Origin of the sequence: Brevundimonas aveniformis DSM 17977, from assembly GCF_000428765.1 — a bacterium.
In the GTDB taxonomy this organism is placed as follows: domain Bacteria; phylum Pseudomonadota; class Alphaproteobacteria; order Caulobacterales; family Caulobacteraceae; genus Brevundimonas; species Brevundimonas aveniformis.
On sequence record NZ_AUAO01000002.1, the window covers coordinates 26,345 to 49,805 of the forward strand.

The 23,461-nt window shown below is 65.3% G+C and carries 21 protein-coding genes; 8 read left to right on the forward strand and 13 right to left on the reverse strand.

What is annotated here, in order from left to right; all coding sequences use genetic code 11:
* Positions 1–24 precede the first annotated feature (24 nt).
* Genes G391_RS0105325 through G391_RS0105335 form a run of 3 tightly spaced genes read right to left on the reverse strand, consistent with a single transcriptional unit; the run spans position 25 to position 1,793 of the window.
* Complete coding sequence (locus G391_RS0105325) at positions 25–216, reverse strand: Trm112 family protein (protein WP_029086602.1); 192 nt, start codon at positions 214–216, stop codon at positions 25–27.
* A 7-nt stretch (positions 217–223) separates the two neighbouring features.
* Positions 224–886 carry an LON peptidase substrate-binding domain-containing protein gene (locus G391_RS0105330; protein WP_029086603.1) on the reverse strand — a complete coding sequence of 221 codons (663 nt, stop codon included), beginning with the start codon at positions 884–886 and terminating at the stop codon, positions 224–226.
* A 13-nt stretch (positions 887–899) separates the two neighbouring features.
* The gene (locus G391_RS0105335) at positions 900–1,793 is read right to left on the reverse strand and encodes a thioredoxin family protein (protein WP_029086604.1); all 894 of its coding nucleotides are present in this window, start codon (positions 1,791–1,793) and stop codon (positions 900–902) included.
* Positions 1,794–1,935: 142 nt separating this feature from the next.
* On the opposite strand from G391_RS0105335, the gene G391_RS0105340 reads away from it, so the two are divergent.
* Positions 1,936–3,999: an NAD(+) synthase gene (locus tag G391_RS0105340; protein WP_029086605.1), complete on the forward strand. Its 2,064-nt coding sequence runs from the start codon at positions 1,936–1,938 to the stop codon at positions 3,997–3,999.
* Positions 3,996–4,220, forward strand: coding sequence for an alkylphosphonate utilization protein (locus G391_RS0105345; protein ID WP_029086606.1), 225 nt, complete (start codon positions 3,996–3,998; stop codon positions 4,218–4,220). Before G391_RS0105340 ends, G391_RS0105345 begins: the two co-directional genes overlap by 4 nt.
* On the opposite strand, the gene G391_RS0105350 is transcribed toward G391_RS0105345, so the two are convergent.
* Positions 4,217–5,110: an alpha/beta fold hydrolase gene (locus G391_RS0105350; RefSeq protein ID WP_029086607.1), complete on the reverse strand. Its 894-nt coding sequence runs from the start codon at positions 5,108–5,110 to the stop codon at positions 4,217–4,219. The two genes, G391_RS0105345 and G391_RS0105350, sit on opposite strands and share 4 nt — an antisense overlap.
* A 132-nt stretch (positions 5,111–5,242) precedes the next feature.
* On the opposite strand from G391_RS0105350, the gene G391_RS0105355 reads away from it, so the two are divergent.
* Both G391_RS0105355 and G391_RS0105360 read left to right on the forward strand, forming a co-directional pair.
* Positions 5,243–7,411, forward strand: a complete 2,169-nt coding sequence (locus G391_RS0105355; RefSeq protein WP_029086608.1) for a prolyl oligopeptidase family serine peptidase — start codon at positions 5,243–5,245, stop codon at positions 7,409–7,411.
* 85 nt (positions 7,412–7,496) lie between these two features.
* Positions 7,497–9,806, forward strand: a complete 2,310-nt coding sequence (locus tag G391_RS0105360) for a prolyl oligopeptidase family serine peptidase (protein WP_245572047.1) — start codon at positions 7,497–7,499, stop codon at positions 9,804–9,806.
* Between the two features lie 61 nt (positions 9,807–9,867).
* On the opposite strand, the gene G391_RS0105365 is transcribed toward G391_RS0105360, so the two are convergent.
* The 5 genes from G391_RS0105365 to G391_RS0105385 form a co-directional block, all read right to left on the reverse strand.
* Entirely contained in the window at positions 9,868–10,920 is a 1,053-nt protein-coding gene (locus tag G391_RS0105365) for a substrate-binding domain-containing protein (protein ID WP_029086610.1), read from the reverse strand.
* Positions 10,921–11,031: 111 nt separating this feature from the next.
* Complete coding sequence (gene phnE, locus G391_RS0105370; RefSeq protein ID WP_029086611.1) at positions 11,032–11,841, reverse strand: phosphonate ABC transporter, permease protein PhnE; 810 nt, start codon at positions 11,839–11,841, stop codon at positions 11,032–11,034.
* On the reverse strand, positions 11,838–12,842 hold the full coding sequence (gene phnD / locus G391_RS0105375; protein ID WP_029086612.1) for a phosphate/phosphite/phosphonate ABC transporter substrate-binding protein: 1,005 nt from the start codon (positions 12,840–12,842) through the stop codon (positions 11,838–11,840). The genes phnE and phnD overlap by 4 nt, the downstream gene beginning before the upstream one ends.
* On the reverse strand, positions 12,839–13,639 hold the full coding sequence (phnC, locus tag G391_RS0105380; RefSeq protein ID WP_029086613.1) for a phosphonate ABC transporter ATP-binding protein: 801 nt from the start codon (positions 13,637–13,639) through the stop codon (positions 12,839–12,841). Before phnC ends, phnD begins: the two co-directional genes overlap by 4 nt.
* A gap of 132 nt (positions 13,640–13,771) precedes the next feature.
* The gene (locus tag G391_RS0105385; protein WP_029086614.1) at positions 13,772–16,588 is read right to left on the reverse strand and encodes a M16 family metallopeptidase; all 2,817 of its coding nucleotides are present in this window, start codon (positions 16,586–16,588) and stop codon (positions 13,772–13,774) included.
* A gap of 318 nt (positions 16,589–16,906) precedes the next feature.
* Between G391_RS0105385 and G391_RS0105390 the strand changes: the two genes are divergently transcribed.
* The 3 genes from G391_RS0105390 (at position 16,907) to G391_RS0105400 (ending at position 19,611) form a co-directional block, all read left to right on the forward strand.
* Positions 16,907–18,172 (forward strand): type III PLP-dependent enzyme, encoded by a 1,266-nt coding sequence (locus tag G391_RS0105390; protein WP_029086615.1) that lies wholly within the window; start codon positions 16,907–16,909, stop codon positions 18,170–18,172.
* Between the two features lie 100 nt (positions 18,173–18,272).
* On the forward strand, positions 18,273–19,319 hold the full coding sequence (locus tag G391_RS0105395) for a 1,9-bis(guanidino)-5-aza-nonane synthase (protein ID WP_029086616.1): 1,047 nt from the start codon (positions 18,273–18,275) through the stop codon (positions 19,317–19,319).
* 85 nt (positions 19,320–19,404) lie between these two features.
* A complete protein-coding gene (locus G391_RS0105400) occupies positions 19,405–19,611 on the forward strand; it encodes a hypothetical protein (RefSeq protein ID WP_029086617.1) in 207 nt (68 codons plus the stop codon).
* 1 nt (position 19,612) lies between these two features.
* Here the strand turns inward: G391_RS0105400 and tipF are convergent, their stop codons facing one another.
* Positions 19,613–20,899, reverse strand: coding sequence for a flagella assembly cyclic-di-GMP phosphodiesterase TipF (tipF, locus tag G391_RS0105405; protein ID WP_029086618.1), 1,287 nt, complete (start codon positions 20,897–20,899; stop codon positions 19,613–19,615).
* A gap of 85 nt (positions 20,900–20,984) precedes the next feature.
* Here tipF and G391_RS0105410 point away from each other — a divergent pair, with 85 nt between their 5' ends.
* Positions 20,985–21,755, forward strand: a complete 771-nt coding sequence (locus G391_RS0105410; RefSeq protein WP_029086619.1) for an SDR family NAD(P)-dependent oxidoreductase — start codon at positions 20,985–20,987, stop codon at positions 21,753–21,755.
* Positions 21,756–21,770: 15 nt separating this feature from the next.
* Here the strand turns inward: G391_RS0105410 and G391_RS0105415 are convergent, their stop codons facing one another.
* From G391_RS0105415 to G391_RS15405, 3 genes are all read right to left on the reverse strand, one after another.
* Positions 21,771–22,280 carry a response regulator gene (locus G391_RS0105415; protein ID WP_029086620.1) on the reverse strand — a complete coding sequence of 170 codons (510 nt, stop codon included), beginning with the start codon at positions 22,278–22,280 and terminating at the stop codon, positions 21,771–21,773.
* 95 nt (positions 22,281–22,375) lie between these two features.
* Positions 22,376–23,212, reverse strand: a complete 837-nt coding sequence (locus tag G391_RS0105420; RefSeq protein WP_029086621.1) for a M23 family metallopeptidase — start codon at positions 23,210–23,212, stop codon at positions 22,376–22,378.
* The gene (locus G391_RS15405) at positions 23,209–23,421 is read right to left on the reverse strand and encodes a DUF2093 domain-containing protein (RefSeq protein ID WP_029086622.1); all 213 of its coding nucleotides are present in this window, start codon (positions 23,419–23,421) and stop codon (positions 23,209–23,211) included. The genes G391_RS0105420 and G391_RS15405 overlap by 4 nt, the downstream gene beginning before the upstream one ends.
* Positions 23,422–23,461: the final 40 nt, after the last annotated feature.

Here is a 23,461-nt window from a genome sequence, read left to right on the forward strand (position 1 = left end):
ATGCCTTGAGACGCTTTGTCAAAGCTAGAGCTTGCGCGCCTCGTCCGGGAGCATGATGGGGACGCCGTCGCGGATCGGATAGGCCAGCTTGGCCCCCTTGGAGATCAGCTCGCCGGCCTCACGATCCCAGGTCAGCGGACCCTTGGTCACCGGACAGACCAGGATTTCCAGAAGCCGGGGATCAACAGCCGGGGGCATGGAGAAATCGTCGCTCATAGACCCCTCATTGCATGGAAGGGGGCTCGCCGTCATCCGGGTCGAGCGCGGTGTCAATTTCAAGAACGGCCATGAGCGCTTCGGCGCGGGCCTCCAGCGACGGTGATTCCAGCAGCAGCTGTTTGGACGCCGGCTCGAACGGCAGGGCGATGGACAGGCTGTTGATCAGCGGCTCATCCGGTGCCTGTTCGGCGGTGTCCCAGTCGATTTCGAGCTGGCGCCGGCGCAGATAGGTGGTCAGGGCGCGGATCAGGCGGTCCCGGTCAAAACCGTCCAGATCGACCGGCTCGAGCGAGAGGTCGTCCTCATAGGGGCCATAGTCCAGGCGGAACTGACGATAGGGCGACTGGACGGCCAGTTCCGACGCCAGCCGAGCCCGGCACAGGCCGGTCAGGGTAATCAGATAGCGACCGTCCGACGTCTCGGAGAAGCCGGTGATCTTGCCGACGCAGCCGACGGACGCGAGATCCGGTCGTACCGAGGTGCCACCCGCAGTCTGAACCATAGCAATCAGACGATCACCGGCCATGGCGTCATCGACCATGTTCAGATAGCGCGGCTCAAAGACGTTCAGCGGAAGCTGGGCACGCGGCAACAGGATGACCCCGGACAGGGGAAAGACCGGAACGATTTCCGATAGATCTGAAATCCGGGTCGCGCCGCGCGGCATTCGTCCTTTCCGATCATGCAAAGAGGATGGAGGACAGCTTACGTCGACCGTTGCGCGCCACATCGGAATTCGTGCCGGCCGCATCAAACACCGTCAGAAGCTGCTTGCGAGCGGCCTGATCGTTCCAGTCGCGGTCCGCTGCGACGATGGCCAGGAGCTGGTCAGCGGCCTGATCGAACCGACCCGAGGCGGCGAAGGCACCCGCAAGGTCAAAGCGCGCCTGGAGATCGGCGGGGTCGGCCTTGACCCGGGCCTCCAGATCCGAGGTGTCCGCCGGTGCCTCCGACGCGAGATCGAGCGCGGCGCGCACGCCCAGAACGTCGGCGTCCTTGGAATCCGGTCTGGCCATGGCGATCGTCTGGCGGGCCTGTTCGGCATCGCCGCCGTTCAGATAGACCCGCGCCATGCCGGCGATGGCCTTGTCGTTGTCCGGCTGCATCTGGAGCACCTGGGCATAGGCCTGAGCGGCCCCGCCGAGGTCGTCGACCTTGAGCGATTCCGCGCCCATCGACAGCAACTGATCTATGTCGCTTTCGCCCGAAGCCCCGCCGGTCAGGCGATCGATGAAGGCCTTGATCTGGCTCTCGGGGACTGCACCCTGAAAACCGTCGACCGGCTGGCCGTTAACGAAGCCATAGACGGTGGGGATCGACTGGACCCGGAGCTGGCCCGCATAGGCGGGGTTCTTGTCGACGTCGATCTTGACCATCTTGACCGCGCCACGGGCGGCGCGGACGGCCTGTTCGAGCATCGGTCCCAGCGTCCGGCAAGGGCCGCACCAGGTGGCCCAGAAGTCGACGATCACCGGCTGGACCTTCGAGGCCTCGACCACATCGGCCATGAAGGTAGCGTCGGAGCCTTCCTTGATAAGGTCTTCGGGCGGGGCGGTGGTCGGGTCGGAGAACATGGTCGATCCTGAGGGCTTGGCTGCAAGTGTAACGAACAACGGCCAAGATGGTCGCGCGGACGCGCCGCTGCAATGTGTCGAATGGTGGCGCGTGCGGTTTGTTCGGCCTAAATAGCGGCGCGCAAAGACAAAGGTCGAGAGCTTGGCCCAGACCCATCCGTTCTTTTCACCCGCTAGCCACGGCTTCGTGCGCGTGGCGGCGGCAACGCCGGTGGTTCACATCGCCGACCCCAAGGCCAATGCTGCCGAGCACGTCGCCCTGATTGAACAGGCGGCGGCGCGGGGCTGTGATCTGATCGTGTTCCCGGAGCTGAGCCTGAGCGGCTATGCGCTCGACGATCTGCTGATGCAGGATGCGTTGCTGGACGCAGCTGAGGCGGCGCTGTTGTGGGTGGCCGAGGCGACGGCCGCGGCAGGAGTTGTGGCCGTGGTCGGGGTGCCGCTCAGACTGGGCGAGGCGCTCTACAATACGGCGGCGGTGATGCAGGGTGGGATCATTCTGGGTGTCGTGCCCAAGACCTACCTTCCGAACTATCGGGAATATTACGAGAAACGCTGGTTCCAGCCGGGCGGAGATCTGCTGGCCGATCTGGAGAGCTTCGAGCTCGGCGGCGAGGCCGTGCCGTTCGGGGGGGATCTGTTGTTCGAGGCCGAAGACCGCCCCGGCTTCGTCTTCGGGGTGGAGATCTGCGAGGACTACTGGGCACCGATGCCGCCGTCGATCCGGCAGTCGCTGGCCGGTGCGCGCATCCTGTTGAACCTGTCGGCGTCCAATGTGCTGGTCGGCAAGTCGCGGAACCGGGCCATGCTGTGCTCGGCGCAGTCGGCGCGAACCATGTCCGCCTATGTGTTCAGCGCCTCAGGCTGGGGAGAATCGACCACCGACCTGGCCTGGGACGGACAGTCGACCATCCACGAGCTGGGCGCGCTCCTGGCCGACAATGAGCGGTTTTCCATGGAGAACCACCTGACGGTGGTGGATGTCGATGTCGCCATGCTGGGTGCCGAGCGGCGACGGACCGGCACCTTTGGCGACTGTGCCCGTCGAGAGCTGGAAGGCCATGAGTTTCAGACGGTGATGTTCGAGGCCGGGGAGCGCGATCAGGGCGCTCTGATCCGCCCGCTGGACCGATTCCCCTTCGTTCCGGACGATCCCGAGCGGCTGGATCAAGACTGCTATGAGGCCTTCAACATCCAGGTTCAGGGCCTGATGCGACGGCTGGAGGCGACGGGCCTTGAGAAGGTGGTCATCGGGGTGTCAGGTGGGCTGGATTCGACCCAGGCCCTGTTGGTGGCGTGCCGGGCATTCGACCGGCTGGAGCTGCCGCGCTCGAATATTCTTGCATATACAATGCCGGGGTTTGCGACCTCCGATGGGACGAAGTCAAACGCCTGGGCGCTGATGACGGCACTGGGCGTTTCGGCGGCGGAGGTCGACATCCGACCGACCGCGGAGCTGATGCTGAAAGAGATGGATCATCCCGTTTCACGGGGCGAGGCGGTCCACGACATAACCTTTGAGAATGTTCAGGCGGGCTTGCGCACCGACTATCTGTTCCGGCTGGCCAACCAGAACGGCGGGCTGGTGATCGGGACCGGTGACCTGTCGGAGCTGGCGCTGGGCTGGGCCACCTATGGCGTCGGCGACCAGATGAGCCACTACAACGTCAATGCCGGCGTGGCCAAGACGCTGATCCGGCACCTGATCCGCTGGGTGGCCGAGCGCGAAGACGTGGGCGGCCAGGCCGCGCCGACCTTGCAGGCGATCCTCAAGACCGAAATCACGCCCGAGCTGGTGCCGCCGCGCGACGGCCAGGTCCAGTCGACCGAGGCGACGGTCGGCCCCTATCCGTTGAACGACTTCTTCCTGTTCCACATCACCCGCTTCGGCATGGCACCGTCCAAGGTGGCCTATCTGGCCTATGCGGCGTGGAAGGACCGGACGAAGGGCGAGTGGCCGTCGGGCACGCCTGAAGATGAGAAGGTCGAATACGACCTGGCGACCATCCGGCACTGGCTGCGTAAATTCCTCATCCGCTTCTTCCAGACCAGCCAGTTCAAACGCTCGGCCATGCCCAATGGGCCGAAGGTGGTGACGGGCGGGAGCCTGTCTCCGCGTGGGGACTGGCGGGCACCGTCCGATGCGACGGCGCAGGTGTGGCTGGACGAGCTGGACGCGAACGTGCCGGACGGAGGGCAGATATGACGGATGATCCCACCAAGGACGCCAACGGCAACATCCTGTCGTCGGGCGACAATGTGACCTTGATCAAGGACCTCAAGGTCAAGGGCTCTGGAGGGGTGACGCTCAAGCGCGGCACCCTGGTGAAGAATATCCGCCTGACCAGTGATCCCGACGAGATCGAGGCCAATGTCGAAAAAGTGCGCGGCCTGGTCCTGCGGACCGAGTTCGTCAAGAAGGCTTAAGGCAGCTCGGCCAGGAACCCCAAGATTGCGCCTTCGGCCTCGGGTTCATCCAGCATGGGCGCGTGGCCAACGCCGGGAACCTCGACATAGGCCATGGACGGTGCCTTCTTGCGCATCTTCTCGGCCAGGGGCGCCTCCAACAGGTCCGAAATCTCGCCCCGGATCAGCAGGGTCGGACGGTGCTTCGCCAGCTTCTTGAAGAAGGGCCACAGGTTGGGAACCAGAGCCTTGGTCCCGGCGCGGGTAAAGGGCAATGAGATGTTGGGATCGTAGTCCAGCTCGGGCCGACCCACTGCGTTCTCGCGGAACACGCGCCGGGTAAAGGCTTCCCAGTCGGCCTTCGTGTAGTGCGGCATGGCCGGGCCGTTGTGCAGCTTCACATAGTCGACGGCCTCGGCCCAGGTCTTCACATCGACCGGCTTGCCCGCGTACTGGGCGATCCGCGCCAGGGCGGCCTTGGAGGCCTCCGGCCCGATGTCGTTCAGAATGGCGGCGGCAACCAGACGCGACTTGAAGAAGGTCACGGCCATGGTGATCAGGCCACCCATGGAGGTGCCGAGAAACACCGCTTCCTTGATGCCGAGCTGCTCGAACATGTCGATGATGTCGCGCGCATAGACCGGCGGCTGATAGGTCATGGGATCGGCCGCGCGTTCGGAGCGCCCGCGCCCGCGGACATCGACAGAGATGACCCGCCGCCCGGTTGCCGCGATGCGCTTCGCGATGTGATCAAAGTCCGACGAATTTCGCGTCAGCCCGTGAATACAGACCACAGGCAACCGCGCCGGGCCGTCACCGCCCGGATAGTCCCGCGCATAGAGGGACAGACCATCCCGCGAAGTGAACCAGCGGTGAGCATAGGCCGTGTTCGGCGCGCCAGAGTTTTTCATGGGTTGATGAATAGCGGGGTGCGTCGGCTTCGTCACCCCGCGACGCACATCCCGCCTTACGAGACTGTAAGGTTGCGACCCGGCGAGGTACCGCTAGGGTGCCCCGGCTTGTTCATTGCCCGGACCCAACACATGTTTCGCACCTCTGTCGCCCTTGCTGCCCTGCTCGCTGCCGCCACCATGACCACACCGATGTCCGCCTCCGCCCAGGAAAACCCCGCCGCGCCGACCGAGGCGGAGGTCGAGGCGCTGGATCTGTGGCTGGAAGAGGTCCACGGCGATCGGGCCCTGGCGTGGGTTGAGGAACACAACCAACAGTCTCTGGACGTCCTGCAAGGCGATCCGCGCTATCAGGTGCTGTACGACGAAGCGCTGGAGATTCTCCAGGCGACCGACCGGATTCCGTCGCCCGGTTTTACGCCGGGGGGGCACATCGACAACTTCTGGCAGGACGCCAACCATGTGCGCGGCATCTGGCGGCGGACGACGCTGGACAGCTATCAGTCCGGCGACACCCAATGGGAAACCATCCTCGACATCGACGCCCTGGCGGAGGCCGAGGGTGAGAACTGGGTGTACAAGGGCGCATCCTGTCTGCCACCGGACGAACGCTATTGTCTGATCAGCCTGTCGGACGGCGGGCGCGATGCGGTGACGGTGCGTGAGTTCGATTCCGTCGAGCGCCGCTTCGTCGACGGCGGCTTCGTCATCCCCGAAAGCAAGTCGGACCTGACGTGGATCGACCGGGACACGCTTCTGGTCGGGACCGACTGGGGTGGCGACGGCGACATGACCGACAGTGGCTATCCCAACACCGTGCGCGTCCTGCGACGGGGACAGGCACTGGACCAGGCTCAGGAGATTTTCCGGGGCCAGACGACCGATGTGTCGTCCTCGTCCTACACCCTGCGAAATGCCGACGGTGAGCTGCAGGCCACGCTGATCAACCGGGGCATCACCTTCTATGAAGGCCAGACGTTCCTGGTGAATGAGGACCTGTCGACCACCCAATTGCCGATGCCGACGCGGTCGTCGATCCGAGGTTTCCTGCACGGCCGCATCCTGTTTGAGACGAACGAGGACTGGACCGCACCGTCCGGCCAGAGTTTCGCCTCGGGCGATCTCATCGCCTGGAATCTGAACGCCCTGCGGGCCGATCCGGCGACGGCGGTGCCGGAGCTGGTCCTGCATCCCGGCGAGCGTGACGCCATCGAAGGTGTGACCCTGACCCGCAATGAACTGGTCGTGGCCCTGTTCGAAAATGTGCGCGGTTCGGTCTATGTCCTGCGCCCCCAGGAGGGCGTGGCGGAGTGGTCACGCACGCGGCTGGACCTGCCTGAGAATGTGACGGTCGGCCTCGGCTCGGCCGATAGCGAAAGCGACCGCCTGTTCGTCAATGTGTCGGGCTATCTAAACCCGAACAGCTTGTGGCTGGCCGATGCCGCGACGGGGGCGGTCGAACAGGTTCGCAGCCTGCCGGCGCGGTTCGATGCCAGCGGGATGATCGTTGAGCAGTTCCAGGCCACATCGGCGGACGGCACCCTGATCCCCTATTTCGTCGTCCACCGTCAGGATATGCCGCTGGATGGATCGAACCCGACGCTGCTGTACGGTTACGGCGGGTTCCAGAACTCGCTGCTGCCCGGCTATTCGGGCACGGTCGGGCGGCTGTGGCTGTCGCGCGGCGGGGTCTATGTCATCGCCAATACGCGCGGTGGCGGCGAGTTCGGGCCGCGCTGGCACCAGGCGGCGCTGCAGGAAAACCGTCAGCGGGCGCACGAAGACTTCCAGGCCGTGGCTCTGGACCTGCTCGCGCGCAACATCACCAGCCAGCCCCACCTCGGCGTCATGGGCGGCTCGCAAGGCGGGTTGTTCATGGGGGCGATGCTGACCCAGCGCCCGGACCTGATCAATGCGGCGGTCATCCAGGTGCCGCTGTTCGACATGCTGCGCTTCCACCGCCTGCTGGCGGGAGCGAGCTGGATCGCCGAATACGGCAATCCCGACATCCCGGAACAACGCGCGTGGATCGAGGCCTATTCGCCCTATCAGAACCTGCGCGCCGGCCAGCCCTATCCTGAGGTCTTCATCCATACCTCGACGGCGGACGACCGGGTCCATCCGGGGCACGCGCGGCGGGCCGCGGCGCGGCTTGAGGAACTCGGCTACCCGGTTCTGTATTTCGAGAACACCGATGGCGGTCACGCGGCGGGGGCGAACCTGCTGCACACGGCCCGCCGGATCGCGCTGGAATACACCTATCTGTCGCGCCGCCTGATGGACACACCGGCGCAGGAATAGCCATCGAGCCGCCCCAGGTGGTTCAGCGTTCGGTCATCCGGCCCCCGGCATGGACAGGGGTGACGGTGTTATCTGGAGTTTGCCCATGCGTACCCTTGCCCTGGCCGCGCTGATGGCCACGACCGCCCCGGCGGCGTTCGCCCAGACCGCAGCGGCGGTTGAGACCGCTGACCTGATGGAGCAGGTCGGATACGGCCATCCTAGCGACGCTTCGGGCATCGCTGACTTGCAGCCGATTCAGATCGCCGGGCCGGCCATGCCGACCGACCTGACGCCCGAGGGCGTGGCGGCGGCGGATACCTATCTGTGGCTGGAGGACGTCAACGCCGACCGGTCCATGGACTGGGTGCGGGCGCAGAACGCCCAGGCGCACGATGCGCTGGAGACCGATCCGCGCTTCGAGACCTTCCGCGACCAGGCCTATGGCATTCTGTCCGCGACCGACCGCATCGCCCTGCCGCACATGCAGGACGGAATGGTCTTCAACTTCTGGCAGGACGACGATCACCCCAAGGGCCTCTGGCGGCGTGCCAGCCCGGACAGCTATCGCGCGGGGGCACCGAACTGGGAGACAGTTCTGGACATCGGAGCCCTGGCGCAGGCCGAGGGGCGCGATTGGGTGTTCAAGGGGGCCGACTGCTACGGGCCGGTCGAACGCTTGTGCCTGATCGCCCTGTCAGACGGCGGCGGCGATGCGGTGGAGGTTCGCGAATATGACACCCATGCCCGCGCCTTCGTCGAAGGCGGCTTCAGCCTGCCGATGGGCAAGCATCGCTATGACTGGCTGGACGAAAACACCCTGCTGGTGGCGACCGATTTCGGTGAGGTCGACGGCCAGCCCTCGCTGACCGAAAGCGGCTATCCCTATATCGTGCGGGCGTTGTCGCGCGGGCAGACGCTGGCCGAGGCTGTCACGGTCTTCTCGGGCGAGCAGGGCGACGGTGGATATGGAGTCAATCCGACCGTCACGCGCGGTGCCGAAGGCCAGGTCGAGGCGGTGCTGATCAACCGGCCTCTGGATACCTTCCGATCGGAAACCTATGCCGTGATTGACGACGAACCGGTGCGGCTGACGCTCCCGGAGCGGGCGTCGGTGTGGGGCACCCAGGGCAATACTCTGATCTTCTCGCTCGAGGAGCCGTGGACCTATCGGACCCAGACCTATCAGACCGGTGCCCTGATGGGGGTCGGGCTGGACCTGCTGGTCCCCATGGACCCGTCTACGGCCCTGATTTCCAACGCCGCGCCTCTGATTTTCCAGCCGAACGACCGCCAGTCGATCGAGGCGGTGCGGATCACGCGAAACCGAGTGGTTGTGGCGATGTTCGACAATGTCGTCGGCCAACTGCGGGTGTTCAACAATCGCGGCGAATGGGGTTGGCCCGAGACGGTTGTAACCGTGCCGGACAACTCAACCGTAGCCCTGGTCGATACGGGCCGTTCGTCAAACCAGATCTACTATTCGGTCGAGGGCTTCCTGACACCGACGACCTTGATGACCGCCGATGTCGCTGCCGGTGGCGACCAGCGTCGGGCAGATGAGAGCCGCACGCTCGATCTGGGTCAGGTCGTGGCCCAGATGCCCGCGCGCTTCGACGCCTCACGCGATGTGGTGGAGCAGTTCGAGGCGCGGTCATCGGACGGGACGATGATCCCGTACTTTCTCGTCCGCCCGCGCGACATGCCGACGGACGGCTCGACGGGGACGATCCTGTACGGCTACGGCGGGTTCCTGATCTCCAAGCCGGCGGACTACATCCCCGAGATGGGGCGGCTGTGGCTCGAGAACGGCGGGGTCTTCGTCATCGCCAATATCCGGGGTGGCGGCGAGTTCGGCCCGGCCTGGCACCAGGCGGCTTTGCGCGAAAACCGCCAGCGGGCTTTCGACGACTTCGCGGCGGTGGCCGAGGATCTGATCGCGCGCGGCGTGACCAGCCCCGAGCATCTGGGCATCTATGGCCGGTCCAATGGCGGGGTGCTGACCAGCGTGTCGGTGACCCAGCGGCCGGACCTGTTCAATGCGGCGGTGATCGAAAGTCCGCTGATCGACATGCTGCGTTATCCGTACATGCCGGCGGGGGCGTCATGGATCGGCGAATACGGCGACCCGCGCGTGCCGGAAGACGCCGCCTTCATCGCCCGCTATTCGGCCTATCAGAATGTGCGGCCCGGCGTGGCGGACTTCCCGCGCGTCTACATCACCACCAACACCCACGATGACCGGGTGCATCCGGGCCATGCGAGGAAGTTCGCCGCGCGGCTGGCGGAGTACGGCTACGATCCGATCTATTTCGAGGATACGGCGGGCGGCCATTCCTATGACGCCGACCCGGTCGCCAACGCCCGGCGCTGGGCGCGGCACTATGTCTATTTTGCCCAGCAACTGATGGACTGAGCCGACGAAAAAGGGCCCCGGATCGCTCCGGGGCCCTGATCGTATCTGCGGCGTCCGGTGGTCAGGCCGGGCGGGCCATCGGCGTGCGGGCGCGGACGGCTTCGCGCACGGCGGCCAGCTGATCGGCCGGCAGCGGGATCATGCCGCGATCCGCCAGATAGCCGTCCTGGCCGGCGGCGGCGTCGGACAGGAACTCTTCGATGAACTCGGCCAGGCCCGGCGTTGTCTGCAGGTGGCTGATCTTCACATAGATGAAGAGCGAGCGGCTGAGCGGATAGGAGCCGTCGGCGATGGTGGCCGCATTGGGCTGGACGCCGTTGATCGAGGCGGCCTTCACCTGGGTCAGGTTCTCCTCAAGGAAGGAATAGCCGAACACGCCCAGCGCGCCCGGCGTGCGGGTCAGGGTCTGGACGATGGCATTGTCGTTCTCACCCGAGTCGATCCAGCGACCGTCTTCGCGCAGCGTGTGGGCGATGGCTTCGAAACGGTCTTCGTCGCTGTCGGCCAGCGCGGCCAGCGACGGGATGGCCTCGGCCCCCGGAGCCATGGCCAGCTCCAGGAAGGCATCGCGGGTGCCCGAGGTCGGCGGCGGGCCATAGACGGTGATGGCCTGGCTCGGCAGGCCGGCGCGGACCTGGTTCCAGGCGGTGTTCGGATTGGCCTGGAAGCCCGAGCCGTTCGGCGTCTGGGCGGCTAGGCCCAGGTAGATGTCCTGAAGCTGGAAATCGAAGTCGCCGCCATCGCGGGCGGTGGCGATGACGATGCCGTCCGAGCCGATGCGGATTTCCAGGATCTGGTCGACGCCGTTGGCGGCGCAGGTGTCGAACTCAGAGGCCTTCATCGGGCGCGAAGCGTTGGCGATGTCCGGGGTGCCGGCACCGATGCCCTGGCAGAAGGCGGCAATGCCGCCGCCGGTGCCGGTCGATTCGACGCGTGGGGCCGCGCCACCCTGGCGCTGGGCGAACGTCTCGGCCACACGCGTGGCAAAGGGAAAGACCGTCGAGGACCCGGTCGCCCAGATGCCTTGCGAGGCCGCGCCGTTGGCTCCGCCGCCCGTCGGGCCACAGGCCGCTACCATGATCAGCGCAATCGCGCTCGCCGCCAGTTTCTTCATCGTCATATCCCTCATGCACGCGCCTCGGTGCCTCAGCGCTGCCTACATCAGGGGCATGACACCGGCTCTAAGGGCCGGTGACGATGCTCCGACGACTGAATGACAGTTCGATTACAGAAGGCGCTTGCGCATCACCTGGCTGAGCATGTCGATCAGGGTGACGGTGATGACGACGATGATGGCAATGGCCGAAACTTCGCGGAAGTTGAACGAGGTGAAGGCCTCGAACAGCGTCTGGCCGATGCCGCCTGCCCCGATGAGACCCAGCACCGTCGCGGCGCGGGCGTTCGATTCAAACCGGTAGAGCGCGAACGACGTCCACAGCGGTGCCACCTGGGGCAGGATGCCCCAGCGGATCTCGTGCAGCGGCTGGGCGCCGGTGGCGCGCACGCCTTCGACGGGCCCCTTGTCGATTGACTCGACCGCTTCCGAGAACAGCTTGGCGAGCACGCCGCCGGTGTTGAGCGCCAGCGCCAGCACGCCCGGCAGCGGGCCGAGGCCGACGATGATGACGAAGATCAGGCCAATCACCAGGTCCGGCACCGAGCGCATCAGGTCCATGACGCGGCGGACCGGCCAGACCAGCCACGGCGGCGAGACGTTGCGCGCGGCCATGAACGACAGGGGAATGGCCAGGAACAGAGCCAGGAACGTCCCCCAAAGGGCGATCTGGACCGTCTGGAGCATCTTCTCGAGGAAGAGCTGCCAGCGGCTGAAGTCCGGCGACAGCAGGGCCCCGGCCAGCTCGCCGGCCGAGGTCGATCCCGAAAACAGCCGCGGCAGGTTGTCGATGTCGACGGCCTGGAATGACAGGCCCAGGGCCAGGGCGATGCCGCCCCACAGCAAAAGGTCGACCATGCGCGATGCGAAAGAGGCGCTCGGCGGGGCCGGAATCGGGGACTCGACGGTCGTGTCCGTCACGGCTGGATTTCCTGGGCTGCTTGGACGCGGGCGTGGATCTGGTCGTAGGTGGCCTGGGCGCGGGCGATGGCGGCGGCGTCGCCACCGCGACGGGCCTCCATCAGGGCGACCGAAGCGTTCATCTCGCGGATCGGGTCGAGATAGGATTCATCGGCGGCCTGGAAGCCCCCGTACTCAAGGCCCTCGAGAACCTGGCGCTGTTCAGCGGCGCGAGGCGTGTCGCCCTGGCCGTAGGTCAGGAAGAAGGAGCGAATGCGCTCCACGGTCGCGGGATCGACGTCACGGCGGGCGACGATGGCGCTTTCGGGAATCGCGGGGCTCTCCCAGATCACTTCGATGTTCTGGGCGGCGCGCGGGTTCTGGCGCGTGGTGAACAGCAGGCCGACGTCGTTGTTGGTCGCCACGTCGATGACGCCGTTGGCGACGGCCAGGGCATTGGCCTGGTGGTTGGCGTTGCGGACCTCACTGAAGCATTCCGCCGGCTCGATGCCGGCCGGTCCGAAGAGGAAGGCCATGGGTGCCAGGGTGCCCGAGGTCGAGCGGGCATCGCCCATGCCGAACGAATAGCGACGGCCGCAGGCCATTACGTCCTGAAGCGTGATCCCCGAACCGCGACGGGTGATCACGACCGAATGGTAGGTGGTGCCGCCCTCGGTGTTCATGATCCGGCCGATCACCTGGCCGTTGGCCCGCTCGACGGCGTCGAGTGCCGGCTGGGCCGACATCCAGGCGACCTGAACCTGATTGGCGCGCATGGCCTCGACCAGGATGGTGTAGTTGGCCACGAAATGGATTTCGACATCCAGGCCGGTCTCGGCGCGCAGGTCGTCGATCAGCGGGGCCCACAGCGGCTCGGAAGACGCCTGGCTCTCGGCGGGCAGCACCGCAAAGACGATGCGGTTGGGATTGTCCGCCTCGTCACCGCCGCAGGACGCGGTCAGCAGCGTCGCAAGGCCAAGGGCTCCGGCGAGCAGGGCGCGGCGCGCGATGGATCCGATCATGTGGGATCTCCTTCCCAGAAGGCATCTTCGATCTCGGGACCGTAAATCTCGATGAGCGTCGGCCGGTCCAGGCCACTGGACGGGCCATCATAGGCGATGCGCCCGGCCTTCAGGGCAATGACCCGCTGGCAATAACGGATCGCGTAGTCGACCTGGTGCAGGGTGACGATCACGCCCAGGCCATCGCGCTGGTTCAGCTCGACCAGCTGTTCCATCACCTTGCGGGCGGACACGGGGTCGAGCGAGGCCACAGGCTCGTCGGCCAGGATGGCCTGGGCCCCCTGGACGATGGCGCGGGCGATGGCACCGCGCTGCTGCTGGCCGCCCGACAGGGTATTGGCCCGCTGCGCGGCGTAGTCAGAAACGCCCACCCGGTGCAGGGCGGCCATGGCCCGCTGCTTGTCCGCCATCGGCCAGGCCCCGAGCAGACCGGTCGAGAAGGGCAGCCGACCGAGTGCCCCCAGCATGACGTTCGAGAACAGGCTGAGGCGACCCACCAGATTGAACTGCTGGAAGATCATGCCGAGCTTGGCGCGCGAGCGGCGCACGTCCCCGGCGATACGACCGTTTTTCTGGACGGTCCGACCGAAGACCTCGATGACGCCGGGGCCGGCGTCGATGGTCTGAAGCCCGGTGATCGAGCGCAGCAGCGTGGACTTGCCCGAACCGGACGGTCCAATCAGGGCGACCATCTCGCGCGGGCCGACCTCGACGGAGACGCCGTTAAGCGCCTTGCGCGCACCGAAGGTTTTGGAAATGTCGCGCACTGAGGCGAGAGGTGCGGAAGAAGCGGTCATGCAGTCGCTGTCCGACGCCTTGAGCTGATTGACGTGAGCGGGCTCCTTAACGGAACGCCTACGACAGTTTCATGACATGCGAAGGGCCGGTGCGGCAAGCACCGGCCCTCGCTTGTGTGCGGATTCGTGTCGCTATTCGGCATCCATCGAGCGAACCTCGATCGGCAGACCCAGCGATTCCAGCTGCGGACGGACCACAGAGGCATCGCCGACGACGACCCAGACGAACTGAGACGGATCAACCGCCTCGCGCACGGCCTGGTTCAGGGCATCGGCCGTCAGGCCCTCGTAGCGCGGCCCGGCCAGTTCCCAGTAGTTGTCCGGGCGCTGGAACAGGGCGTTGGACTGGAGCGTGCCCAGGACCGCGGAGGACACTTCGAACATGCCGGCCAGGCGGCGCGTCGAAGATTCACGGATGCGGGTCAGTTCGTCGCCGGTCACGCCGTTGCCCCCCAGGAAGTCCGCGTGGACAGCCATCAGCGAGGCGATGGCCTCGCCCGTGCGGTCGGCCTGGACCGGCGCATTGATGACATAGGCCGACGGGCCTTCCAGGTTCGAAACGTTGCTGCGCGAGCCATAGGACCAGCCGCGCGTCTCGCGCAGATCCGTGTTGATGCGCGACCAGAAGGCCGAGCCAAGGATTTCGACGCCTGAACCAATGACCAGACGGTCATCGGCACCGGCCAGATCCAGCACCTGACCGCCGAGGATCAGCGACTGGGGCGACTGCGGACGATCAACGAGGATGATGCGCGGCTGGACGGCATTGACCGACACAGCGGCTTTGGTACCGCGCGCCGTGGCCGGAGCAGTCCAGGTCCCGAAGCGCGATTCCAGTTCCGGCAGGATTTCCGCCAAAGGGCGATCCGACACGACGAAAATGCGAGCGTTGTCGGGCCGGATCCAGGCCTGGTGGAAGGCGATCAGATCGTCGCGATCAGCCGCCGTGACGACATCGGCATTGCCCAGGCCGCTGGGCGAACGTCCGTAGGAGCCGCCGTAGAGCGCCGGATACAGGGCGTTGTTGCCCAGGCCGCCCGGCGACGACCGTTCGGCCTGGATCGCGGTCAGCTGCTGATCGCGCACCCGGTCAATGACGCCCGCCTCGAAGTCAGGACGCCGGACCACATCGGCCAGCAGATCCAGCGACGGACCCAGGTTGGCGGACACCGCAGTCAGGCCATAGGTCGTGCGGTCCATGGTGGCCCCCGCACTGAGGCTGGCTCCGAGGCTTTCACGGGCCTGAGCCAGCTGGTTGGCGTCCATGCCGTCGGCCCCTTCGGTGGAGGCGCGCAGCATCAGGCCCTCGATTCCCGGGGCTTCGAGGCTGTCGGCCGCCCATCCGGCGTCGAACTCGACGGCGACGCGGGTGCTGGGGATGCGGGCCGACTGGGTGGCGACTACTTCGATGCCGTTCGACAAGGTGGCGCGGGTCACATCCGGGAAGTCCAGGCCCGGCATGGCACCGATTTCCGGCATCGGCGGACGAGCTGTGGCCTGATAGTCGCTGACCGGCGCGCGCTCGGCGGCACCCGACGGGGCCGTCGCGGCGTTCTCATAGGCTTCACGCTCGCCCGGCTCGACCGTCAGATTGTAGGACGGGCGACCCAGCCAGGTCTGCATGACCTGACGCACGGCGGCGGGGGTTACGGCGGCCAGGTCTTCCAGTTCGGTGCGGTAGTGGCTGGCATCGCCGGCGTACAGGGCCCCTTCAGCCAGGGTCGAAGCCCGGCCATTGAGCTGTTCCAGGCGGTAGATGCGCTGGGCCACGGTCTGGGTGACGACGCGATTGACTTCGTCTTCGGTCGGGCCATTGGCGATGAAGTCAGCGATGATCTGGTCCATGCGGGCGCGCACGGCGTCGGCGTCTTCACCCGGCTTGACGTTGACCGTCACGTCGAACCAGCCAATGCGATGGAACGAAGCGTAGCTGGTCGACACCGAAACAGCGGTTTCATCACCGCGCACCAGTTCGTTGTCGAGGCGCGATGAAGCCAATCCCCCCAGGACGCTGGCGGCGACTTCCAGTTCGGCGGCGTCACCGTCGAGCATGCCCGGCACCGGCCAGTAACGCTGGATCGAGGTATAGGGTACCCGATCATGCATCGTCTGTTCGATCGCTTCGGCCAGAACCGGCACGGGGGCTTCGGCCGGGGTATTCACCGGGCCGCGCGGGATCGGGCCGAAATAGCGGTCCATCAGGGTGCGGGCGGTGGCGGTGTCGATGTCGCCCGCCAGGACCACAATGGCGTTGTTGGGGCCATAGTTCTCGGTGAACCACTGGCGCACATCATCCATTGAGGCGGCGTCCAGGTCGGCCATCGAGCCGATGGTCGAATGGCGATAGGGGTGTCCTTCCGGGAACAGGTTTTCCAGGATGGCGTATTCGGTCATGCCGAAGGGCTGATTGTCGCCCTGACGCTTTTCGTTCTGAACGACGCCACGCTGCAGATCGAGCGTTTCCTGGGTGATGGCACCCAGCATGTGGCCCATGCGGTCGCTTTCGAGGAACAGGGCCTGTTCCAGCGCCGGGGTCGAGACGGTTTCGAAATAGTTGGTCCGGTCAAACCAGGTGGTGCCGTTCAGGGTGGTGGCCCCCATGCCCTGAAGGCGGGTGATGTAGCTGCCCGGTGCGTTCTCCGATCCCCCGAACATCAGGTGTTCGAACAGGTGGGCAAAGCCGGTACGACCGGCCGGCTCGTCCTTGGAGCCGACATTGTACCAGACCGAAACCGTGACAATCGGGTTGGAGCGGTCCTCGTGGACGATAACGGTCAGGCCGTTGTCCAGGGTGAACGTCTCGTAGGGGATGCGAACCCCGGCCAGCAGGTCTGACACCGGGGCCGCCTGAGCCGCAGGGTCGCTGGTCTGGGCCAACACAGTGGCCGGGTAGGAGGCCAGGATGAGGGCCGCCGCAGCGCCCCCGACGATACCGGTGAACAGACGCATTTTTCCCAAATTCCTTGAAGCCGCCCTGACGTCGGGTGAATCCTATTGATCAACCGGGGTCGGCCTGAGTCAGCCGTCCTCGAACCCTGACGGGAATCCCGCCGAGATGCCGCAACCTACTCAGCAGTGAACGGTCTGCAAGTTACCGCTGGTTCACAATCCGAAAAAGTGGGCCAACCCCATGCCCGGTCACGAAATTACCTCTTTACATGAACGGTCATTTTCCCCATATGCGACGCCTTCCGGCGGACCCCGTAGGTCTGATCTTGCGCCGCTAACGCCGGGTCTGGGTTAACAACAAGCAGGGGGTTACGTGCGTTGCACAGTTACCAATCTCCCCTGGACCTGGTCCGTGAGCGGTCCCCGGAGCGTCCCGTCGCCCTTGTGCGACGCCGTTCCGTTTCCGTAGCGGCGCGCTGGTTCCAGGACAATCTGAACGCTGACGTCTTCTATGCGGTGAAGGCGAACCCGTCGCGCTGGGTCATCGAGACTCTGGTGGAATCGGGCGTGACCGCGTTTGACGTCGCCTCGCTGGCCGAAGTCGAGCTGGTGCGCTCGGTGCTGCCGGACGCGCGGCTGGCCTTCATGCACCCGGTCAAGAGCCGATCGGCTATCTCCAAGGCCTATTTCGACCACGGCGTGCGGACCTTCTCGCTGGATTGCCAGGACGAGCTGGACAAGATCCTTGATGCGACGGGTCAGGCCACGGACCTGAACCTTGTGGTACGTATGGCGGTTTCCGCTGACGGAGCCGCCTATACGCTGTCCGGCAAGTTCGGCGTTTCGGTCGACCAGGCCCCGACCCTGCTGATGGCGGTGCGTCGGGCGGTCAAGGACGGTCTGATGGGCGTCAGCTTCCATGTCGGCAGCCAGTGCATGCGCCCGACGGCCTTCCAGGCCGCCATGGCCCAGGTCGGCCGTGCGATTTCGCGCGCCGGCGTGATCGTCGACATCGTCGATGTGGGCGGCGGCTTCCCGTCGGTCTATCCGGGCATGGTCCCGCCGGACATGAGCGAATACGCCGATGCCATCCATCGCGGCTTTGCCGAGATGCCGGTGTCAGAAACGACCGAGCTCTGGTGCGAGCCGGGCCGGGCGCTGGTGGCGGAATCGTCGTCGGTGCTGGCGCGGGTCGAGCTGCGCAAGGGCGATGCCCTGTATCTGAACGACGGGTCGTATGGCTCGCTGTTCGATGCGACGCACAGCCGCTGGCCCTTCCCGACCAAGCTGGTCAGCGACCGCGAGGTTTCGGGAGATCTGAAGGCGTTCCGCTTCTACGGGCCGACCTGTGACAGCATCGACCACATGCCCGGCCCGTTCTGGCTTCCGGCGGATGTGGCCGAAGGCGACTTCATCGAGATCGGCATGCTGGGCGCCTATGGCGTGGCTATGTCGACCGGCTTCAACGGCTATGGCGAGCACGACCTCGCCTTCGTCGAAGATGCCCCGATGGCCTCGCTCTACGGCCTGGCCCCGCGCTCAATCCCGACGGTACGCACCACGGCGGAAGAGCAGGCCCGCAAGGTAGTTCGCCTGAGCCGGCCCAAGGGCAAGGCGGGACAGCGCAAGAAGCAGCGGCGTTAAATCGTCGCTTTCACGTTGTAACAAGTAGCGGTCCGTCGCTCCGTCCGGGCCGCCGTATCTTCTGATGACGGGCGCTCACCAGTTAAGGGAAACCAGACCGATGAACGCACCGACCAACCAAAAGGCGGAACTGCTTCAGAACACCGTCGAACACATCGACATCACCAGCTTCGACGCGCGCCCGATCATCGATTCGATGCGCAAGATGAGCTTCTCGAGCCGCGACACCGCCCGCGCCGCCGACATCTTCAACATGGCGCTGGAGGACAAGAGTTGTTCGCCGTGGCTGATCCTGGCCGGTTCGACCTCGGCTGGCGGCTGCATGCACGTCTATCGGGACATGGTGAAAATGGGCATGATCGACGCCGTCGTGGCCACCGGTGCCTCGATCGTCGACATGGATTTCTTCGAGGCGCTCGGCTTCAAGCACTATCAGGCCGCAGGCCCGGTCGACGACAACGTCCTGCGCGACAACTACATCGATCGCATCTACGACACCTATATCGACGAGGAAGAGCTTCAGGCGTGTGACCACACCATCCTGGAGATCGCCAACCGGCTGGAGCCGCGCGGCTATTCCAGCCGTGAGTTCATCTGGGAGATGGGCAAGTGGCTGTCGGAAGGCAACGCCAAGAAGCCCGGCTCGCTGATCCAGACCGCCTATGAAGAAGGCGTGCCGATCTTCTGCCCGGCCTTTGTCGATTCATCCGCCGGGTTCGGCCTGGTCAAGCACCAGAAGGAGCGGGCCGCCGCCGGTCAGCCCTATATGATGCTGGACGCCATCGCCGACTTCCGCGAACTGACCGACATCAAGATCGCGGCGGGCACCACCGGCCTGTTTATGGTCGGCGGCGGCGTGCCCAAGAATTTCGCCCAGGACACGGTCGTCTGCGCCGAAATCCTCGGCGTCGAGGCCGACATGCATAAATATGCGGTCCAGATTACCGTCGCCGATGTGCGCGACGGGGCCTGCTCGTCGTCGACGCTGAAAGAGGCGGCGTCCTGGGGCAAGGTCTCGACCACCTACGAACAGATGGTGTTTGCCGAGGCGACTACGGTTGTCCCGCTGATCGGCTCGGACGCCTATCACCGCGGGGCCTGGAAGAGCCGCGAAAAGCCACGCTGGGCCAAGCTGTTCGGCAAGTAGGAACGGGAGAAGGGCCGGAGCGATCCGGCCCTTTTTCATTGCATCGCTCCGGTTCCGGGCGCGTTACTGGGGTCAGGAGGCCTGTATGACCGATACAAAATCCGACAAGGATGCCGATGAGAAGGGGGCCTGTGCCCTGACAGGGTCGGGGGTGGGCTCGGACACGCGCGCCGGATCGCTGCAAGGCGGATCTGCGACCGGATCAGAACGGGACGAAGCCCAGGCGGCGTCGGATCGCTATCTGGCGGACATCGGGCCGACGAAGAAGCCCGACAAAGGTGCGGACAAATAGGCTAGCCGAAGCGGCGGCGTCCGCCGGTCTGCTGGATCAGGGTATTGCGCACGAACTCCGAGGGCGGTTCGGCCTCAGCCAGAACCTGCTCCTTGATGGCGCGCGGCTCGCCGAACAGATGGCCCTGACCCAGCGCGATGTCGAGTTCAAGGATGTCGATGATCTGGCGTTCGGCCTCGACCTTTTCTGCGATGACTTCCAGCCCGTAGCGGCGGGCCAGTTCGGCAAAATCGCCTGGATGAATGTCGCGCAGACGCGAATTGGCCGGCGCGGCATCCAGATCAAGCAACTGTTCGAGCAGGAGCTCGGCAGACACCTTGACGAACTTCACATCTGACCGTTGCAGGTCGGTGAAATCCAGATCCAGCGTCTGGATTTTGTCGATCGAGAAGCGGAAGCCCAGGTCGGCCAGCTTGGCCATGTTGCGGGCCTCGACCGCGCCGCGCACGTCGAAGTTCGCCTGACCCAGCTCAAAGATCAGCGAATCCTTCAGGTCCCGGTTCTCGTTCAGAAACTCGAGAAACTGCGGGAAGAAGATTTCATCGGCCAGGGACGTCAGGGCGATATTGCAGAAGACCCCGACCTTGCGGTCCTGGCGCGCCAGGCGCCGCACAATCTGGGCGCAGCGGAACAGCAGCAGATTGTCGATGGCGGCGGTCAGCCCCTCATCCTCGGCGACCGAGAGATATTCGGCCGGCATCATCACGCGGCCGGTGTCGTCGCGCAGACGCGTGAAGCTCTCATAGTAGGAGATCTTGCGCTGGGGCAGGGTGACGATGGGCTGGAGATAGAGGTCCACCCGGTTCTCGGTCAGGGCTTCGCGAACGTGGGACACAACGGCGGCGGTCTGGTGCCGGCGACGGCCCTCGGCGGCGTCCATGGGCGGGGCAGCCCGATCAATGGCGCTGAGCTTGACGTCGAGGTCCTCCGACAGGCGCTGGACAAGGATTTCGAGCATCCGCACCTCGCCGGTCAGGGTTTCGGTCTGTTCGGACGGTGCCCCGGACTGGACGGTTTCGGCTAGATCGCTGAGGGATCCCTGGGTCGTTTCCAGAGCATCGGCCAACAGACGGTGCGCTTCACGCACAGCGGCAAGCTGACGGTTCGTCTCGCCGCGAGCCAGCGCGCCGGCAATCATGGCGTGGATCCCTGCCCCGAGGCCAAGCGAGCCGAACAGCGCCGCCATGGCCGTGCCCACGCCCATGCCGCTGCGCCAGAACAGGGTGGCGATCGTCAGGGCCAGACAGGTCCAGGCGGCGATCAGAAAGCCCGTGATGAGTTTCGACATGCGCGCGAGCCTCGAAGGAATCGGTTGATTATCGGGCGTTTCGCCGTCATCGGCTAGACGCTGATTTTCGAGAGGGAACGCGACCATGCAATTGTTCGATCTGACCGGGAAAACGGCCATCATCACCGGTTCGTCGCGTGGCATCGGTCGGGCGATCGCTGAGCGGCTGGCCGAGCATGGGGCCAAGGTCGTGATCTCCTCACGCAAGGCCGGCCCCTGCGACGAGGCGGCAGCCGAAATCAACGCGCGATACGGAGAAGGCCGCGCGATCGCTGTGCCGGCCTCGATCGCCTCTCGAGAAGACCTGCAACGGCTGGTCGATGAGACGAATGCCGCTTTTGGCCAGATCGACATCGTGGTCTGCAATGCGGCGACCAATCCCTATGCTGGGCCGATGGCGGGGATTTCGGATGACCAGTTCGAGAAGATCCTTCAGAACAACGTCATTTCGAACCACTGGCTGATCCAGATGGTCGCGCCGCAAATGCTGGCCCGAAAGGAAGGCTCGATCATCATCGTTTCGTCGATCGGCGGCTTGCGCGGCAATGCCCTGATCGGAGCCTACAACATCTCCAAGGCGGCCGACATGCAGTTGGCGCGCAATCTGGCGGTGGAGTGGGGTCCGATGAATGTGCGGGTGAACTGCATCGCGCCCGGCCTGGTCCAGACCGATTTCGCCAAATATCTCTGGGAAAATCCGGCCCTGTTGAAACAGGTCACCGAACCGGCCCCGCTCAAGCGTATCGGCCAGCCTGATGAGATTGCGGGGGCGGCTGTCTATCTGGCGTCGCCGGCGTCCAGCTACATGACCGGTCAGACCCTGGTGGTCGATGGCGGCATCACCATCGCCTGGTAGGCGGGGGTTGCGGCGTCAGGCCGCGCTTTCGGAGGCCTTCTCGTCGGTCGCCCGGCGCCAAGGGCCAGCATAGGACCTGTTGAGCAGCCTGCGTCGGCAGGGGCCGAAGTAGTCTTCCGATTTTACGAAGGGGCGCGGCTTGTAGATGACCGCATGAATGCGGTCGAGCACGGCCTTGGCCGTCACCGGCTTAACGATAAACTCGGTCACGCCGGCATCGCGCGCCTCGACGACGCGGCTCTTTTCCGAATGACCGGTCATCATGATGACCGGCAGATACGGATTGGGGCTGTCGGCGCTGTTGCGGATCATGCGGGTGAATTCCACGCCGTCCAGCGGGGCCATGTTGAAGTCGACGATGGCCAGGTCCGCCGGCCAGTCGCGCAGGGCGTCCATGGCCTCGGCCCCGTCACGCACCTCGCGGATGCGGCGGAATCCCGCAGAATTAAGGATGGTCGCGGTGATGGCCCGCATGTGCTGGTTATCGTCCGCCAGCAGAATTTGTAGCGCCCCAAACGCCGACATGCGAACTCAGACCGTCTCGTTAACCAAACATGGCATGAAAGCAGCCTTATGCGTGATTCGTCACCAACTGGTTGCCAAAAATCAATGATCGGCGCTCAGATCGTCAGTGATCCCACCAATGTCGACGGATCGAAGTTGCGGTTGCGCCAGCGCGCGCGCCAACAAAGGTGCGGCCCGGTCGCCCGACCGCTGGAGCCGACGCGACCGATGACCTGACCCCTCGTCACCCTCTGGCCGTTCTCCACCAGCAGCCGCGATTGATGCAGATAGACGGTGATCAAACCCTGGCCGTGATCCAGGAAGGTGATGCCGCCCTCATAGTGCATGTCAGGATAGGCCAGCACGACCAGCGCGTCAGACGGGGCGTGAATGTCCGTGCCGGCGGGTGCCGCCATGTCGATGCCGTAGTGCGGTCGCGCCGGTGTTCCGTTCAGGACGCGTTGGGATCCCCATCGGCTTGAGACGCGGAATTGGGCCAGGGGCCAGTCAAAGCCCTCGGCAAAATCCTCGGAGGCGACCCGGCTGGCGTAGGCGTCGGCCTTCAGGCTGCCTTCGCGACGAATGCGGGCCAGAAGGGCAGGGTCCGTCGGGTCCACGGTGGTCGGCGGCAGGCCGTTGATCGTCTGGCTGGGGAAGTCGCCGCGCGCGATCGCGACGGTCTCGCCGGCGCGCCAGTCACCCTGACGGGCCTCGATGCGAGTCAAAGGCCCACAATCGCGGTCCAGGCCGATGAAAAACCGCCCGCCAGTGCCTGCCGCCGTCAGGGCCTCATCATCGACGAAGATCAGGGCACCTGCGGGAGCCCGCCCGAGGATGAAACCGCCCTGGGTGAACCGCCCGGTCAGTTGAAGCGTCGGCGGACCCGCCTGGGCCCAGGCCGAACTCGCAGCACCGGCCGCCAGGAGGCCACTGGTGAAGCCACGCCGATTCATGCGGCCCTCCCGCCGAGGACTCGTGCCGCCTCGGCCGCCCCAGCATAGGGTTCTTGGCGTTCGCTGGACCAGTATCTGAGCGTGTCCAGCGGGATTCGTTGCCCTGTCGCGGCACAGGTGACGAAGCGCCCAGATCGCAGCACGACGAACTCGCCCTGGCCGTAGTGGAGCTGGGCTTCCTGTGCCGACGATTTATCCTGGCTTGTCATAGGCTGCAGAATAAACGGGGGAACGCCGTTTCGCCAGATG

Coding starts and splice junctions, on each gene's coding strand:
- G391_RS0105325 (WP_029086602.1), bottom strand. CDS start 216: ATGAGCGACGATTTCTCCATGCCCCCGGCTGTTGATCCCCGGCTTCTG.
- G391_RS0105330 (WP_029086603.1), bottom strand. CDS start 886: ATGCCGCGCGGCGCGACCCGGATTTCAGATCTATCGGAAATCGTTCCG.
- G391_RS0105335 (WP_029086604.1), bottom strand. CDS start 1,793: ATGTTCTCCGACCCGACCACCGCCCCGCCCGAAGACCTTATCAAGGAA.
- G391_RS0105345 (WP_029086606.1), top strand. CDS start 3,996: ATGACGGATGATCCCACCAAGGACGCCAACGGCAACATCCTGTCGTCG.
- G391_RS0105350 (WP_029086607.1), bottom strand. CDS start 5,110: ATGAAAAACTCTGGCGCGCCGAACACGGCCTATGCTCACCGCTGGTTC.
- G391_RS0105355 (WP_029086608.1), top strand. CDS start 5,243: ATGTTTCGCACCTCTGTCGCCCTTGCTGCCCTGCTCGCTGCCGCCACC.
- G391_RS0105360 (WP_245572047.1), top strand. CDS start 7,497: ATGCGTACCCTTGCCCTGGCCGCGCTGATGGCCACGACCGCCCCGGCG.
- G391_RS0105365 (WP_029086610.1), bottom strand. CDS start 10,920: ATGAAGAAACTGGCGGCGAGCGCGATTGCGCTGATCATGGTAGCGGCC.
- phnD (WP_029086612.1), bottom strand. CDS start 12,842: ATGATCGGATCCATCGCGCGCCGCGCCCTGCTCGCCGGAGCCCTTGGC.
- phnC (WP_029086613.1), bottom strand. CDS start 13,639: ATGACCGCTTCTTCCGCACCTCTCGCCTCAGTGCGCGACATTTCCAAA.
- G391_RS0105385 (WP_029086614.1), bottom strand. CDS start 16,588: ATGCGTCTGTTCACCGGTATCGTCGGGGGCGCTGCGGCGGCCCTCATC.
- G391_RS0105395 (WP_029086616.1), top strand. CDS start 18,273: ATGAACGCACCGACCAACCAAAAGGCGGAACTGCTTCAGAACACCGTC.
- G391_RS0105400 (WP_029086617.1), top strand. CDS start 19,405: ATGACCGATACAAAATCCGACAAGGATGCCGATGAGAAGGGGGCCTGT.
- tipF (WP_029086618.1), bottom strand. CDS start 20,899: ATGTCGAAACTCATCACGGGCTTTCTGATCGCCGCCTGGACCTGTCTG.
- G391_RS0105410 (WP_029086619.1), top strand. CDS start 20,985: ATGCAATTGTTCGATCTGACCGGGAAAACGGCCATCATCACCGGTTCG.
- G391_RS0105415 (WP_029086620.1), bottom strand. CDS start 22,280: ATGTCGGCGTTTGGGGCGCTACAAATTCTGCTGGCGGACGATAACCAG.
- G391_RS0105420 (WP_029086621.1), bottom strand. CDS start 23,212: ATGAATCGGCGTGGCTTCACCAGTGGCCTCCTGGCGGCCGGTGCTGCG.
- G391_RS15405 (WP_029086622.1), bottom strand. CDS start 23,421: ATGACAAGCCAGGATAAATCGTCGGCACAGGAAGCCCAGCTCCACTAC.